Genomic DNA, 14,469 nt, shown 5'->3' with positions numbered 1-14,469 from the left:
AACCTGAAACGATGACTGAATCCATCACGCCGGCCGGCGCGCCGGACACGATCGATGCGGTAGCCGGCCTGCGCGACGGCGACGCGGTCGCCGCGCTGCGCCGCGCGCGCGAAAAGGTGCTGCTTCATACTCGACTAAGCGAGGCTGCGCTGTTCGATCCCGCGCTGCCCGATCTTTCGCTAACCGAACGATTGCACGTGGCACGGTATGTCGCACAAAAATCGAATGCACTGGCATTGGCCGAGACTTATCGCGCACGACTGGTCGAGGCAGGCGGCACGCTCGACGATGTCGCACATGCGGACGCCGATGCGTTCGACGCACTGCCTCGACGCACCGGCGCGATCCTTGCGCATGCGCGCCTGCTGACGCTTTCCCCTGTCGATGCACGCCCGTCCGATCTCGATGCGCTGCAGTCCGCCGGACTCACGACACCCGCAATCGTCGCGCTGTCGCAGCTCGTTGCGTTCGTCGCGTATCAGCTGCGCATCGCCGTTGCCGCGCAAGCGCTTCAGGCACGTGCCGCCAAGGAGGCCGCATGACGACGACCGCCCACGGCTTCACGTCCGACACGCTCGGCTGGCGTGCCTGGCTCGACACCGTTGCGCTCGACGCCGCAACACCCGATCAGCTTGCCGTGCTCGAAGCGAGCCACCCGCACGCGAAGACGTCCGACTATTACCTGCTGCTCGTCCATCTTCCCGAGATCCTGCGGCAACGCTCGGGTGTATTCAACGCGATCATGTACGGCCCCGGCGGACTGTCGCGCGCGGAGCGCGAACTGGCCAGCACGGCCGTGTCGCGCGTGAACGGCTGCGTGTATTGCGCATCCGTGCATGCGCAGCGCTTCACGCAGCTCGCGAAACGCACCGACGCGATCGAGCAGGTGTTCGACGATCCGGCGACGGCCGGCACGACGGCGCGCGAACGCGCGATCGTCCGCTATGCGATCGCGCTGACGGAACGGCCCGATACGGTCGACACGAGCGATATCGCCGAGCTGGAAGCCGAAGGGCTGACGCATGAGGACATTCTCGACCTGTCGCACGCGGTTGCGATCTTCGCGTGGGCGAACCGGTTGATGTTGACGCTGGGCGAGCCAGTGTTTCCGGAGCCGGCGGCCCACGCCTGAAGCCTGGGCAACCCGAACCTGTACGCAGGCTGACGCGGGCGCCACCCGCCCGCGTCACGCCTTGTGCGTCGACAGCAGAATACTCGTCTCCGTGCTCGCGATCCCGTCGATCAACCGGATCGCGCCGAGCACGCGATCGAAATGCTCGAGCGAATCGGCATGCAGCTCGGCCACGAGATCCCAGCGCCCGTTGGTGCTATGGATCGACGCGACGTTCGGATGCCCGCGCAGCACCTTCACCACTTCCGCGCCGCGATTGCCCTGGACCGCGATCGACATCAGCGCGCGGATCCGGTGCCGCTCGGCCGCCGGCTTGAGCCGCACCGTATAGCCGACGATCACGCCGTTCTTTTCCAGCCGCGTCAGCCGGTTCTGCACGGTCGCGCGCGCGACGCGCAACTCCTTCGCGAGCGCGACGACGGGCAGCCGCGCATTGTCGCGCAGCAGCGCGATGAGCTGCCGGTCGACGTCGTCGAGCGTAATCATGAACGGACCTTCCTGTTGAACGTAACGAACGCGAGCCGGCCGCCAGCGTGCCTGACAGTGCGCATTCCGACCCACATGAATTGAACAAATTGCCGAATCTGGGTAGCAATTTGCCAAGTCTATCGAGAAATCTGCCACTTTTGCCGTCTTTTTGTTGGCTCGACTCCCGGAAATAATGACTTCATCGACCGGCAGCCCACGCTGCCACGCCGCATTTGATGGAGCCGGGGCCCGGGCCGACGCGCCCGCCCCGGTCGACCAGAACGCCGGACACGCGTACCGGCAACACAATGGAGACAGACCGATGACTCGCTTCCTCGACGTTCCCGCCACCGCCCGACTGATCGCCAAAACCGGCGTCACGCCGTTCCTGCGTGAGCTCGTCGACACGCTGCGCGCCGACTACCTGCACTGGGCCGACTTCGACAAGTCGCCGCGCGTCGCGTGCCACTCGCGCGACGGCGTGATCGAGCTGATGCCCGTCGCGAATGCGTCGCTGTTCGCGTTCAAGTACGTGAACGGCCATCCCGTGAACGCCGCGCGCGGCATGCACACGGTGATGGCGTTCGGCGCGCTCGCCGAAGTCGACACCGGCTATCCGCTGCTGCTCGCCGAACTGACGCTGACCACCGCGCTGCGCACGGCCGCGACGTCGGTGCTGGCCGCGCAGGCCCTGGCCCGGTCCGACTCGCGCACGATGGCGCTGGTCGGCAACGGCGCGCAGAGCGAATTCCAGGCGATCGCGTTCCACACGCTGCTCGGTATCGAGGAGATCCGCGTATTCGACGTCGATCCGCTCGCGACCGACAAGCTCGTGCGGAACCTCGCCGCGTATCCGGCGCTGCGCATCCTGCGCGCCGCGTCGACCGCCGATGCCGTGCGCGGCGCCGACATCGTGACGACCGTCACGGCGGACAAGGCCTATGCGACGATCGTCACGGCCGACATGATCGAGCCCGGCATGCACCTGAACGCGGTGGGCGGCGATTGCCCGGGCAAGACCGAGCTCGAAGCCGGCGTGCTGCAGGCGGGCCGCGTGTTCGTCGAATTCGAGCCGCAGTCGCGCATCGAAGGCGAGATCCAGCAGATGCCGGCCGACTTCCCGGTGACCGAACTGTGGCGCGTGCTGCAGGGCGAGACGAGCGGCCGCGAACGCGCGGACGAAGTCACGGTGTTCGACTCGGTCGGCTTCGCGCTGGAGGACTACTCGGCGCTGCGCTACCTGTACGCGCTTGCCCAGCAGCACAACGCGGGCGTCGAGATCGCGCTGATTCCGCCGGCCGTCGATCCGAAGAACCTGTTCGCGCTGATCGACGATCCGGCCGCGATCGCACAGGGTCACGCGGCGTTCGTGACCGAAGCCGTCGCCGCGTTCGCGCGCTGATCGACCGACGCGGGCGGCCTGTGCGCCGTCCGCTCTCCTGCCCTTCGCTCCCGCCGTTCATGAATCTCGTATCGATCCAGGCGCCGTCCGCCGTCGTGATGATCCGGCCGCACCGCTTCGTGCCGAACCCGCAGACCGCGGCCGACAACGCCTTTCAGCGCACGGCCGGCAACGGCGCGGGCAGCTCGCCGTCGGTGTCGGCCGCCGCGCGCGACGAGGTCACGGCCGCCGCGCAGGTGCTCGCCGATGCGGGCGTACGCGTGCACGTGTTCGACGACCACGGTGAGCGCGACACGCCCGACTCCGTGTTCCCGAACAACTGGTTCTCGACGCATCCGGGCGGGCACGTCGCGCTGTATCCGATGTACAGCGCGAACCGCCGCCGCGAACGGCGCCCGGACGTAATCGAGATGCTGAAGGCCGAATACCGCGTGCAGGACGTGATCGACTACTCGGGGCTCGAATACGACGACGTGTTCCTGGAAGGCACGGGCGCGATGGTGCTCGATCACGTCGCGCGGATCGCGTACACCGCGCGATCGCGCCGCGCCGATCCGGTCGCGCTCGAGCGCTTCTGCACGAATTTCAACTTCGAGCCGATCTGCTTCGACACGGCCGACGCGAATGGAAAGCCGATCTATCACACGAACGTGATGATGAGCGTCGCCACCGAATTCGCGATGGTCGGCCTCGACCTGATCGCGGATCGGCGGCGCCGCGACGAGATCGCGCAACGTCTGACCGAAACGGGCCGCACGGTGATCGCGCTCGATCACGCGCAGATCGCGAACTTCGCGGGCAATACGCTGGAACTGTCGGGCAAGGACGGGCGCGTGCTCGCGTTGTCGCGGCGTGCGTTCGACTGCCTCACCGGCGCGCAACGCGAAACGATCGAACGCTCCGCGCGGCTGCTGCCGCTCGACGTGCCGACGATCGAACTAGCCGGCGGCTCGGTGCGCTGCATGCTCGCGGGCATTCACCTCGCGCGGCGCGCGGCAACCCGTGACGGGAAGGCAATCGAATCGGTGGAACGGCAACGCGAACCCGTGTCGCACGCCTGAGAGACAGCGACAGGCCGCGACGCGCGGCCCGACTCGACCGGATGATGCTTCGATCTGCGAACCGGATCGAAGCACCGCGCCGTTGCGTCAACCACCCAGCAGCTTCAACCCGGCCGGCAGCGTTTCGCCGAACACGCGCGCCGTGTCGGCTTCGTCGAACGCGATCGCCTCGCGCACCATGTCGATCCACGCCGCCGATGCATTCGCGGCCGACAGACGCTTGATCACCGCTTCGCGCGTGTCGTCCGGCAAATCGCGTTCGCGGTCGCCCGTCATCCGCGCGATTTGCGCGGCCGCGAAGGCCGCCGGTTCCACCTGCTTCCAGTCCAGCGCGAACAGCGCGTCGAGCCAGCGGTTCGCGATCCCGGCCGGCACGACACTGTGCGCGCTGCCGTAGAACGGCCGGCGCGCACCGATCCGCCCGAGCGCCCACGCGCACAGCGTGCGCTCGGCCGGCTTCTGCAATTGCACGATCAATCGCTCGGCCAGTTCCACCTTGCGCTCGACGGGCAATCGTTCGAGCGACGCGGACAAGCGCGTCATGTCGGCCGGGCCGACCTTGGCCGGGTCGAACGGCAGCTTGCGGCGCTTGTCGTCGGACGGTTCGAGGAATGCGATCGCATCGCGCACCTGGGTCTGCGCATCGTCGTCGAGGCCGCCGGCCACGCGCCGCCACAGCGTCCACCACTCCGACCACACCTGCGCATCGCTCACGTACTGAATCCCGTCGTCGAACAGCGGCCACAGCTGCTCGATGCGCCATGCGTCGAGCGGATGGCCGAAGCCGGGGCGCAGGCAATAGCCGGCCAGGTTCAGCCATGCGCGTTCGTGATCGGCCGAGCGCCGCCGCCGACGCGCCCGTGCGAGCAACGCGTCGAACAGTTCGCGCGCGAGCGCGACGTCCCACTCGTCGCGCGGACCGAGCACCTGTTCAAGTTGCGCGCGCAACCGTCGCGTGTCCTTCGGCGTGACGTCGGCGGCCTTGCTGCCGAACGAGCGGTCGATCAGCTCGATCGCGTGGTCGAGACGCGGATGGCGCGCCAGCGCGGCGCCGTCGCCCTGCGCGGGCGCATCGCCGCGCAACTGGAATTCGAGCCGCCAGCGCCGCGATGCATCGTCGGTCGCGATGCAGTGCATTTCGAGCGTGCCGACCTCGGTCAGCGACGCGGTGAGTTTCACCGGCGTTTCGCGTGCGTCGCCGCCGGCCTGCCGGTCGACGACCGTCGCGATCGGCGGCAGCCGCACGAAATCGCCGCCGTCCAGCTCGACGAGATCGCCGGGCCGGTACGCGGTCTCGGCCACCGTCGACACGAGGTGGAAACGCACCGGCTGCCCGAGCTGCAGCGCGAACGTGCGCTCCTCGAGCCGGATTTCGCGGCCTTCCTCGGCACCGCGCGGCAGCAGGCAGACGCCGCGCGGCGCGGCGTCGCTCTCACCTTCACCGTCGTCGAGCACGAGGAAATAGCTGCGCGCGGAGCCGCCGCCGATGCGCGGCGCATGCCCGGCCCGCGCCAGGCCGTATGCCACCGCGCCACGCGCGACGGCCACGTCGGGATGGGCGTTGTGCAGCACGTCGAGCGGTGCACCGCGCCATGCGCCGAGCGTCTGCGCGAGGCGGCCGGCGAGTGCGCCCGCACGGAACACGCCGCCGTTGAGCAGCAGCGTGTCGGGCAGCGGGCCTTCCGCATGACGGTTCAGGAACGCGGCGACATGGCGCGTGACGCCCGGGTCGCTCGCATACGGCAAGCCGAATTCGACGATCGCGGCCCGCGCACGGCGCGGCAGCTCGCCGGCCTCGACCTGCGGAAAGAAACCGTCGACGACGACCTGCTCGACTTCCTGCCGCGTCAGCTCGGCCGAGCGCGCGCCGCCGACGAGCTTGCTGCCCGCGCCGAGCAGCGTCACGGTGACGGACGCCGGCGCGTCGTCGCCGAGCAGCCGCTCCTTCGCGGCGCGGCAGCGTTCGACGAGCTGCGACAGGCTCGCGGCGGACAGCCGCGTACCGGGCTCGGTCAGCCGCGTCTCGACCAGACGCGCGAGCGCGAGGTCCATGTTGTCGCCGCCGAGCATCAGGTGATTGCCGACGCCGACGCGCGTGAAGGTCGGCTCGCCGTCGTCGCCGGGCGCGACATCGACGAGCGTGAGATCGGTCGTGCCGCCACCGACGTCGCAGATCAGCACGCGGCGCGCTGCGGCGAACGTGTCGCGCAACGTCGCGCGCTGGCCGTACAACCAGTCGTAGAACGCGGCCTGCGGTTCTTCGAGCAAGCGCAGCGCCGGCAGCTTCGCGCGCCTGGCGGCCTCGACCGTCAACGCGCGTGCGCCGTCGTCGAACGAGGCCGGCACCGTCAGGATGACGTCCTGCTTCGCGAGCGGCGCATCGGGAAAGCGGGCATCCCACGCGGCACGCACGTGCGCGAGATAGCTCGCGCTCGCGTCGACCGGCGACACCTTGTCGACGCCGTCGGCCGCGCCCCACGGCAGGATCGCCGCGAGCCGGTCGACCGATGCGTGCGACAGCCAGCTCTTCGCGCTGGTGACGAGCCGGCCCGGCACCTGTGCGCCGAGCGTGCGCGCATAACGGCCGATCACGGCCGGCGGCGCATCGGCCGCGCTGGCCTTCGAATCGGCCGCCCACGGCAGGCGCAGCGCGTCCGGCGGCAGCTCGCCCGCCGCCGGGTGATAGCGCACCGACGGCAGCAGCGGCTGCGCGGCCACCGCGCCGGGGCCGACCAGCTGGTCGACGTCGAACACCCGGATCGCGTCCGAGCCGGCCTCGACGTATGCGACGACCGTGTTGCTCGTGCCGAGGTCGATGCCGACGGTATAGCGCTTCATCGCGCTCAGGCGGCGCCGCGCACGTCGAACTCGACCTTCCAGCGCTCGTCCGTCCCGCTCGGGATCGCCTCGAGCTCGAGCGTGCCGGCTTCGGTCACGCGCGCATGCAGCTTCACCGGCACGATCTCGCCGACCGTGCGCCCTTCGGCGGGCAGCGTGGCCTGGATTTCCTCGAGCTCCTGCAGCTCTTCCGCCGACCAGTAGTCGAGCAGCGTGCCGACCTCGTCCTGACGGCGCACCGACGACCCGAAGAAGCGGAACTGCACCGGTTCGCCGACGACGAGCCCGAACTCCTGCGGCGGCAGCGCCGCATCCGAGCCTTCCTCCATCCCGAACGGTGCGACGCACAGCGCCTGCACCGGCGGTTCGAGCCCCGGCACCGCGGGCATCGCCGACTCGATCGCGACGTAGTACGCACGCGCCGTGCCGCCGCGAATGCGCACGCCACGGCCGCGCTTCACGAAGCCGTAGTACGCGGCGCCGCGCGCGACCGCGAGATCGAGGTCCGCGCCTTCGAGCAGGCGCGCGGCCGGCGCACCTTCGGCTGCGAGCCAGCTGTTGAGCGTATCGAGCACGCGCTGCGTGAGCAGCGCCGACTTGAACACGCCGCCGTTGAACAGCACGGCGGTCGGATGCAGGAACGTCGCGCCTTGCGGCAGCGTGCGCTGCACGCCTTCGAGCGCGTCGAGCGCCGCGACCTGACGGCCGAGGAACGCCGCGAGATGGCGCGTGATGCCCGCGTCCTGCGCATACGGCAGGCCGAGCTGCGTCAGGCCGACGCGCGCGCGGCTCACCGGCCGCGCGGCCGCATCGACTTGCGGGAAGAAACCTTCGAGGATCGTCTGCGTGAGTTCCGCGCGCGTCAGTTCCGTGCGGATCGAGCCGCCGATCAGCTTCGAGCCGCGGCTCGGCACGACGAGCGGCACCGCGTCGGTCGTCGGGTCGGACAGCAGCGTTTCCTTCGCGGCGCGGCACGCGTAGGTCAGCGCGCGCAGTTGCCACGGATCGGCCTGCGTGCCCTGCTGCGCGAGCTTGCGCGCGACCACGTGCGCGAGCGCGAGGTCCATGTTGTCGCCGCCGAGCAGGATGTGCTCGCCGACCGCCACGCGATGCAGTTCCAGGTTGCCGTCGCGCTCGACCACCGCGATCAGCGACAGGTCGGTCGTGCCGCCGCCGACGTCCACGCACAGGATCAGGTCGCCGACCTGCACCTGCTTGCGCCAGCCGCCTTCGCTCTTCTGGATCCAGCTGTAGAGCGCCGCTTGCGGCTCCTCGAGCAGCGTCATCCGCGTGTAGCCGGCGGCACGCGCGGCTTCCGCCGTCAGTTCGCGCGCGGCCGGGTCGAACGACGCGGGGATCGTGACCGTCACGTCCTGGTCGGCGAACGGGGCATCGGGATGCGCGTGGTCCCACGCTTCGCGCAGGTGCGTCAGGTAGCGGATCGAGCTTTCCAGCGGCGACACGCGCGCCACTTCGGGCGGCGCATCGCTCGGCAGGATCGCCGCGCGGCGGTCGACGCCCGGGTGGCACAGCCAGCTCTTCGCGCTCGACACGAGGCGAATCGGCGTGCCCGCGCCGCGGGTGCGCGCCATCTCGCCGACCGCAAAGCCGCGCGAGGCCGTCCACGGCAGCGTCAGGTCGCCCTGCGTCAGCTCGCTTTCATGCGGAAGATAGAGGAACGACGGCAGCAGGTCGCGCGACTCCAGCGCGCCGGGCGCGGTCAGCTGCGCGATCGGCAGCACCTGCTGCGTGATTTTTTCGCCGTCGCTCGCGGCGCTGTCGACGTACGACAGCGCGCAATGGGTCGTACCGAGGTCGATACCGATCGAATAGCGCGGATCGCTCACAGTTCCACCTCCGCCGGTGCGACCACCGATGCGTCGTGGCTGCCCGTCAGCTTCGGCAGGCGCACGTCGGCCACGCGCCAGCCGCGATGGCTGACCGTGCCCGTGAAGGGCGCCGCGCCGACCACGTTCCCCGTCACGCGCACGGCCGTCGCGTCGAAGCCGGCCGGCAGCGTCACGCGGCTGCCCTCGGCTTCATCACGCACCGGCACGATCGTGAAGTGTTCGCGCAGCGCGGCACGGCAGCCGTCGTGCACGAGGCGTGCGGCGGCGCCGATATCGGCGTCCGCGTAGCCGGCGATGTCTTCCTCGACGAAGTCGATGAAGCGCGCATCGCGCTGCAGCAGGCCGAGCAATTGCAGCGCGGCTTGCGGGCTCGCTTCGCGCAGCTCGGGCGCCGGCGCCTTCACGGGCGCGGGTGCCGGAGCCGCGGCGGGGGTCGGCGCGACCGGCGCCGGGGCGACCGGTGCCGGCGCGCCGTCGCGCAGGCGCAGCACGCCGGCCGCGAACTCGCGGTTGCCGAGCACGGAGAAGAACGTGCCGACGGCCAGCGATAGCCGGCCGAAGAAGGACAGGTTGGTTTCGGGCATGGGGTCTGGACTCCTGTGGGCTCGCGATGCGGCGAGCATCTTGCCTGGGCGCCCGGCGACGGCGTGCGATTGCGCACTGTCGCCGCCCGGCGCGTGATTCGGACGCGCCCTCTCGGGTGCGGAAAACCCGTATTTTGCCCTGTGGCGGGCAAATCGGGCAGAAGTTGGGGGACAGAACATGGCGGCACGGCGGTTTCGCGCCGCGCCGGATTACGTCGGACTACCGGCTATCGACGGCCGGCCGCGATGTTGCAGCGCGTCAGCGCGGCGTGCGGCGGCGCGCCGCCTTCGTTTCGAAATCGCGTGACAGCATGCCGAGCGTGACCTCGCCGAAGCGCGCGAGCAGCACCGCCTCGGCCTCTTTCAGCGTGGCCGACAGATGCGCGTTGACCGCCTGTTCGACCAGGCATTCGGGGGCATCCTCGGACACCAGATCCGAAAACACCGGCGGCTCGCCTACCGCGCGATAGACATCGAGCAGCGTGATGTCGTCGAGCGCGACGGCGAGCGCCCAGCCGCCGCCGTGGCCTTTTTCCGACTGCACGTAGCCGCTATCGCGCAAGCCGCCGAGCAGGCGCCGCACGACGACCGGATTCGTGCACAGCATCGCCGCGATCGCCTCCGACGTCAGCGGGCCGTCGGCCTGGTCCATGTGGATCAGCGCATGCAGCATGCGCGACAAACGGCTATCGGTTCTCATCGCCGGACGGCTCCCACTCTCGAAACTCCTGAAGTTGCATGAATGATACCATCGACCTATCATGCAACTTCTCGTGTTTCATGAGTTGACCGTCATCGAAGCACGTTCTTCGCTTGCACGGATTCCGGAAGGGGTGAACACATGCAGAACCATCATGAAGTGATCGTGATCGGCGGCAGCTTTGCCGGGCTGTCGGCCGCGATGCAACTGGCGCGCGCGCGACGCCGCGTGCTCGTGATCGATGCCGGGCGGCCGCGTAATCGTTTCGCGGCGCATGCGCACGGCTTTTTCGGGCAGGACGGCAAGCCGCCGGCGCGGATCGTCGCCGACGCCGCCGCGCAACTCGCGGCCTATCCGACCGTGCAGCAGATCGCCGGCGAAGCGCGCACCGCCGAGCGCGATGCGCGCGGCCGCTTTCACGTGACGCTGGCAGACGGCAGCCGCGCCAGCGCCGACCGGCTGATCCTCGCGACCGGCATCCACGACGCGTTGCCCGCGCTGCCGGGTCTTGCGCAACGCTGGGGCATCAGCGTCCTGCATTGCCCGTATTGCCATGGGTACGAGGTGTCGGGCCGGCAGCTCGGCGTGCTGGCCACGCATCCGCTGTCCGTGCATCAGGCGATCCTGATTCCGGACTGGGGGCCGACGACGTGGTTCACGCAACGCGTAGTCGAACCGAATGACGAGGAAGCCGCGTTGCTTGACGCACGTGGCGTGCGTATCGAGCGGTCGCCGGTCGTCGAGATCCTCGGCGACGCACCGCGGATCGAAGCGTTACGGCTCGCCGACGGGCAGGTCGTGCCGATCGAGGCACTGTTCATCGGCGCGCGTACGGAGATGGCGAGCGATCTCGCGCAACAGCTCGGCTGTGCGTTCGACGAAGGGCCGCTCGGCGTGGCGATCCGCGTCGATACGTGGAAGCAGACGAGCGTTCCCGGCGTGTTCGCGGCCGGCGATGCGTCGAGCCTGATGACCAATGCGACGTTCGCGTCGGCATCGGGCGTCGCAGCCGGCGTGGGCGCGCATCGGTCGTTGATTTTCGGGCTGGATGCGTGACGGGCGTGAAGCCGCATGTCGGTTGACGCGGTGTAACGCTACCGTCTTCACGCGATGTGTTGTTTAATGCTCCGCAACGCCAGCATTAAGAGACATGCAATGCTCGATCTCGAAGACCTTCGACTCGTCCGCGCGATCGGCGCGTCGCGCTCATTGGCATCCGCCGCGCGATTGCTCGACCTCACCCCGCCCGCGGTCACGATCCGCCTGCAACGGATGGAGGCGCGGCTGGACGTACGCCTTGCCGTACGACAGCCGAAAGGCATCGCCTTGACCGACGAAGGCCAGCGGCTGTATCAGGAAGCCGTCGAGATTCTCGAGCGCGTCGAGGCACTGCCGGTCAACATCTCGGGCGATCACGGCGACGTGCAGGGCACGCTGCGCGTCGTCGCGCCGTTCGGCTTCGGACGCAAGTACGTCGCGCGGATCGTGCGTGACGTACAGCGCGCGCATCCAAAGCTCGAGATCTCGCTGCATCTGTCGGAGAGCCCGCTGGGCAGCGCGTCGGGCGCCGACGTGGTCGTGCATGTCGGCACCCTGAAGTCGTCGTCGTGGATCGGCTATCCGCTCGCACCCAACGAGCGCTTCCTGTGCGCGAGCCCCGGTTACGCGCGTCGCATCGAGGCACTGAACCATCCGTCCGACCTCGCCCGCTACGACTGCCTGTGCCTGCGCGAGAACGACGAGGACGTCCCGCGCTGGCACTTCTCGCAACACGGCGACCACCAGGGCGAACCCAGGCGATCCGCGGTGATCCGCGTCACGGGCGCGCTTTCGTCGAACGACGGCACCGTCATCACCGACTGGGCACTGGCCGGGCTCGGCATCGTGGAGCGCTCGGAATGGGACGTCGCGCCGCTGCTCGCGAACGGCAAGCTGGTGCGTCTGCTGCCCGACTGGCATCTGCCGCCCGCGCCGGTGACCGCGCTGCTGCCGTCGCGCACCGGCCGCTCCGCGCGGCAACGGGTTTTCCTCGACACCGCGAAGCAATTTCTCGATCCGCCGCCATGGCGCGGCAAGGCCTGAGCAGTTTTCCACGATTAAATGCGGCTTAATGATCGATTTGGCATGCGTTAAACACGCGGCTTGCCAACCGCCCTACAGTGTTCGCTGTCGGCAACCCACCGAGGCAACGCACCATGGGCATTCCACCCCTCAACACCCCCGCCGCATTGATCGACGTCGATCGCATGCGCAACAACATCACGCGCATGCAGGCGCATCTCGACGCGCTGGGCGTCAAGTTCCGGCCGCACGTGAAGACCACCAAGTGCCGGCAGGTCGTCGACGCGCAGATCGCGGCCGGCGCGCAAGGCATCACGGTGTCGACGCTGAAGGAGGCCGAACAGTTCTTCGCCGCCGGCGTGCGCGACATCGTCTACGCGGTCGGGATGATTCCGGCCAAGCTGGGCCAGGCGCTGGCGCTGCGCCGCCAGGGCTGCGACCTGAAGATCGTCGCCGACAGCCTGGAGACCGCGAACGCGATCGCCGAATTCGGGCGCGAGCACGGCGAGCGCTTCGACGTGTGGATCGAAGTCGACGTCGACGGCCACCGCTCGGGGATTCGGCCCGACGACGGCCTGCTGATCGAGGTCGGCCGCGCGCTGGTCGATGGCGGCATGGCGCTCGGCGGCGTGCTCGCTCACGCCGGCTCCAGTTACGAATACGACACGCACGACGCGCTGGTTGCGATCGCCGAACAGGAGCGCAGCCGCACCGTGCACGCCGCCGAGCGCCTCAGGGCGGCCGGCTTGCCCTGCCCGGTGGTGAGCATCGGTTCGACGCCGACCGCGCTGTCCGCGACGAACCTCGACGGGGTGACGGAAGTCCGCGCCGGCGTCTACGTACTGTTCGACCTCGTGATGCACAACATCGGCGTGTGCGCGCAGGCCGACATCGCGCTGTCGGTGCTGACCACCGTCATCGGACACCAGGAAGAAAAAGGCTGGGCCATCGTCGACGCGGGCTGGATGGCGATGAGCCGCGATCGCGGCACCCAGCGGCAGGCGCGGGATTTCGGCTACGGGCAGGTGTGTACCGAAGACGGCGACGTGCTCGGCGAGTATGTGATGAGTTCGGCCAATCAGGAGCACGGCATCGTGTCGCGCCTCGATACGCCCGACACGCGCATCGCGCAGCGGTTTCCGATCGGTACCCGTTTGCGGATCCTGCCGAACCACGCGTGCGCGACCGGTGCGCAACATCCGGAATACCACGCGCTGAGCGGCGACGGCACCGTTCAGACCTGGCCGCGCTTCTACGGGTGGTGAGCGCCGCGAGCACGGTAGCCGGTGCGGCGATCCAAAGCCCGGCTCCCTCATCCGGACTGAATTGACAGTTTGTCTATATCTGTACAAACTATAAACATTGCGATTCGCATTGCCCCACAGGCTCGCCCACCATGCCGACAGACGCTCAACTCCTTCTTCTCGACCGCGATGTGGTCGAACCGGCGCTTCAAGCCGAACAAGTGACGGCGGCGGTGCGCGAAGCCTTCGTGCTGCATAGTCGACGCGCCGGACGCGTGTTCCCGGTCGTCCGCGAGAAGCTGCATACCGGCGGGGTATTCGGGATCAAGTCGGGCGACGTCGCGAGCCAGGATCTGCTCGGTTTCAAGGCGGCCGGGTTCTGGCCCGGCAATCGGGGCCGCGGTGGCGAACCGCATCAGGCGACGATCGCGCTGTTCGATCCGGCCACCGGCCGCCCGCTCTGCATCATGGACGGCAACGCGATCACCACGGCCCGGACCGGTGCGGCAGGCGGCCTCGGGCTGCAGGCGCTCGCCCGCCGCGACAGCACGCGCATCTGCGTGTTCGGCACCGGCGTGCAGGCGCGCGTCCAGCTCGACTATGCGATCAGGCTGCTGCCGCAACGGTGCTCAGTGCAGTACGTGAACGTCAGCGGCGAAATCGATCCGGAGTTCGAATCGGCATTTCTCGAACGCTGCGACATCCGCGTCGCACGAGACCGCAACGATGCGGTGGCCGACAGCGACGTGGTCATCACGGCGACACCGGGCGGCCGCCCGCTGTTCGATGCGGATGCGGTTCAGCCAGGCACGCATCTGACTTGCGTGGGCGCGGATACCGCGGGCAAGCGCGAACTTCCCGAACGCGTATTGGAGCGTGCGCGGATTTTCGTGGACGATCACGAGCAGGCGCGCAGCATCGGCGAGTGTCAGTGGGCGCCGGATTTGCCGCGCACTGAAATCGGCGACGTGCTCTCCGGGGCTGTGTCGGTCGATCGCGCGGCGAACGAGATCACCGTGTTCGACATGACCGGGCTCGCGCTGCAGGACCTGACCGTTGCGCGTTTCCTGTATCGGCACGCTGTCGAGTGCGGCGCGGGACGCGCCATCCCGTGGCCGTGGTGAGCGGC

Annotated in this window: 13 protein-coding genes; 8 read left to right on the top strand and 5 right to left on the bottom strand. The window is 69.0% G+C overall.

Going from position 1 to position 14,469, the window contains the following annotated elements:
* Positions 1-11 precede the first annotated feature (11 nt).
* Together LMA02_RS18070 and LMA02_RS18065 are read left to right on the top strand one after the other, a co-directional pair.
* On the top strand, positions 12-542 hold the full coding sequence (locus tag LMA02_RS18070) for a CMD domain-containing protein (RefSeq protein ID WP_228909054.1): 531 nt from the start codon (positions 12-14) through the stop codon (positions 540-542).
* Complete coding sequence (locus LMA02_RS18065; protein WP_228909052.1) at positions 539-1,132, top strand: peroxidase-related enzyme; 594 nt, start codon at positions 539-541, stop codon at positions 1,130-1,132. The genes LMA02_RS18070 and LMA02_RS18065 overlap by 4 nt, the downstream gene beginning before the upstream one ends.
* A 54-nt stretch (positions 1,133-1,186) precedes the next feature.
* Here LMA02_RS18065 and LMA02_RS18060 read toward each other — a convergent pair whose 3' ends face one another.
* Positions 1,187-1,618: an Lrp/AsnC family transcriptional regulator gene (locus tag LMA02_RS18060; protein WP_006753967.1), complete on the bottom strand. Its 432-nt coding sequence runs from the start codon at positions 1,616-1,618 to the stop codon at positions 1,187-1,189.
* 304 nt (positions 1,619-1,922) lie between these two features.
* Here LMA02_RS18060 and LMA02_RS18055 point away from each other — a divergent pair, with 304 nt between their 5' ends.
* Complete coding sequence (locus LMA02_RS18055; protein ID WP_228909040.1) at positions 1,923-3,002, top strand: ornithine cyclodeaminase; 1,080 nt, start codon at positions 1,923-1,925, stop codon at positions 3,000-3,002.
* Positions 3,003-3,061: 59 nt separating this feature from the next.
* Complete coding sequence (ctlX, locus tag LMA02_RS18050) at positions 3,062-4,063, top strand: citrulline utilization hydrolase CtlX (protein ID WP_228909038.1); 1,002 nt, start codon at positions 3,062-3,064, stop codon at positions 4,061-4,063.
* An 87-nt stretch (positions 4,064-4,150) separates the two neighbouring features.
* Here the strand turns inward: ctlX and LMA02_RS18045 are convergent, their stop codons facing one another.
* The 4 genes from LMA02_RS18045 to LMA02_RS18030 all read right to left on the bottom strand — a co-directional run bounded on the left by LMA02_RS18045 (position 4,151) and on the right by LMA02_RS18030 (position 10,035).
* On the bottom strand, positions 4,151-6,901 hold the full coding sequence (locus LMA02_RS18045; protein WP_228909037.1) for an Hsp70 family protein: 2,751 nt from the start codon (positions 6,899-6,901) through the stop codon (positions 4,151-4,153).
* Between the two features lie 5 nt (positions 6,902-6,906).
* On the bottom strand, positions 6,907-8,748 hold the full coding sequence (locus tag LMA02_RS18040; RefSeq protein WP_165752484.1) for an Hsp70 family protein: 1,842 nt from the start codon (positions 8,746-8,748) through the stop codon (positions 6,907-6,909).
* A complete protein-coding gene (locus LMA02_RS18035) occupies positions 8,745-9,335 on the bottom strand; it encodes a DUF2760 domain-containing protein (RefSeq protein ID WP_012365375.1) in 591 nt (196 codons plus the stop codon). Before LMA02_RS18035 ends, LMA02_RS18040 begins: the two co-directional genes overlap by 4 nt.
* 259 nt (positions 9,336-9,594) lie before the next feature.
* Positions 9,595-10,035: an Rrf2 family transcriptional regulator gene (locus LMA02_RS18030; protein ID WP_228909035.1), complete on the bottom strand. Its 441-nt coding sequence runs from the start codon at positions 10,033-10,035 to the stop codon at positions 9,595-9,597.
* Positions 10,036-10,176: 141 nt separating this feature from the next.
* Between LMA02_RS18030 and LMA02_RS18025 the strand changes: the two genes are divergently transcribed.
* The 4 genes from LMA02_RS18025 (at position 10,177) to LMA02_RS18010 (ending at position 14,464) form a co-directional block, all read left to right on the top strand.
* A complete protein-coding gene (locus LMA02_RS18025; RefSeq protein WP_228909034.1) occupies positions 10,177-11,091 on the top strand; it encodes an NAD(P)/FAD-dependent oxidoreductase in 915 nt (304 codons plus the stop codon).
* A 99-nt stretch (positions 11,092-11,190) separates the two neighbouring features.
* Positions 11,191-12,117, top strand: a complete 927-nt coding sequence (locus LMA02_RS18020; protein ID WP_228909033.1) for a LysR family transcriptional regulator — start codon at positions 11,191-11,193, stop codon at positions 12,115-12,117.
* 113 nt (positions 12,118-12,230) lie between these two features.
* Positions 12,231-13,361, top strand: a complete 1,131-nt coding sequence (locus LMA02_RS18015; RefSeq protein WP_228909027.1) for a DSD1 family PLP-dependent enzyme — start codon at positions 12,231-12,233, stop codon at positions 13,359-13,361.
* 131 nt (positions 13,362-13,492) lie between these two features.
* A complete protein-coding gene (locus LMA02_RS18010; protein ID WP_228909025.1) occupies positions 13,493-14,464 on the top strand; it encodes an ornithine cyclodeaminase family protein in 972 nt (323 codons plus the stop codon).
* The last annotated feature ends 5 nt before the right edge of the window (positions 14,465-14,469 follow it).

Source organism: Burkholderia sp. B21-005, from assembly GCF_020843965.1.
Taxonomy (GTDB): Bacteria; Pseudomonadota; Gammaproteobacteria; order Burkholderiales; family Burkholderiaceae; genus Burkholderia; species Burkholderia ambifaria.
This window is presented reverse-complemented; position numbering and strand designations above follow the sequence as displayed.

Coding starts and splice junctions, on each gene's coding strand:
- ctlX (WP_228909038.1), top strand. CDS start 3,062: ATGAATCTCGTATCGATCCAGGCGCCGTCCGCCGTCGTGATGATCCGG.
- LMA02_RS18060 (WP_006753967.1), bottom strand. CDS start 1,618: ATGATTACGCTCGACGACGTCGACCGGCAGCTCATCGCGCTGCTGCGC.
- LMA02_RS18010 (WP_228909025.1), top strand. CDS start 13,493: ATGCCGACAGACGCTCAACTCCTTCTTCTCGACCGCGATGTGGTCGAA.
- LMA02_RS18045 (WP_228909037.1), bottom strand. CDS start 6,901: ATGAAGCGCTATACCGTCGGCATCGACCTCGGCACGAGCAACACGGTC.
- LMA02_RS18025 (WP_228909034.1), top strand. CDS start 10,177: ATGCAGAACCATCATGAAGTGATCGTGATCGGCGGCAGCTTTGCCGGG.
- LMA02_RS18030 (WP_228909035.1), bottom strand. CDS start 10,035: ATGAGAACCGATAGCCGTTTGTCGCGCATGCTGCATGCGCTGATCCAC.
- LMA02_RS18070 (WP_228909054.1), top strand. CDS start 12: ATGACTGAATCCATCACGCCGGCCGGCGCGCCGGACACGATCGATGCG.
- LMA02_RS18020 (WP_228909033.1), top strand. CDS start 11,191: ATGCTCGATCTCGAAGACCTTCGACTCGTCCGCGCGATCGGCGCGTCG.
- LMA02_RS18015 (WP_228909027.1), top strand. CDS start 12,231: ATGGGCATTCCACCCCTCAACACCCCCGCCGCATTGATCGACGTCGAT.
- LMA02_RS18065 (WP_228909052.1), top strand. CDS start 539: ATGACGACGACCGCCCACGGCTTCACGTCCGACACGCTCGGCTGGCGT.
- LMA02_RS18035 (WP_012365375.1), bottom strand. CDS start 9,335: ATGCCCGAAACCAACCTGTCCTTCTTCGGCCGGCTATCGCTGGCCGTC.
- LMA02_RS18055 (WP_228909040.1), top strand. CDS start 1,923: ATGACTCGCTTCCTCGACGTTCCCGCCACCGCCCGACTGATCGCCAAA.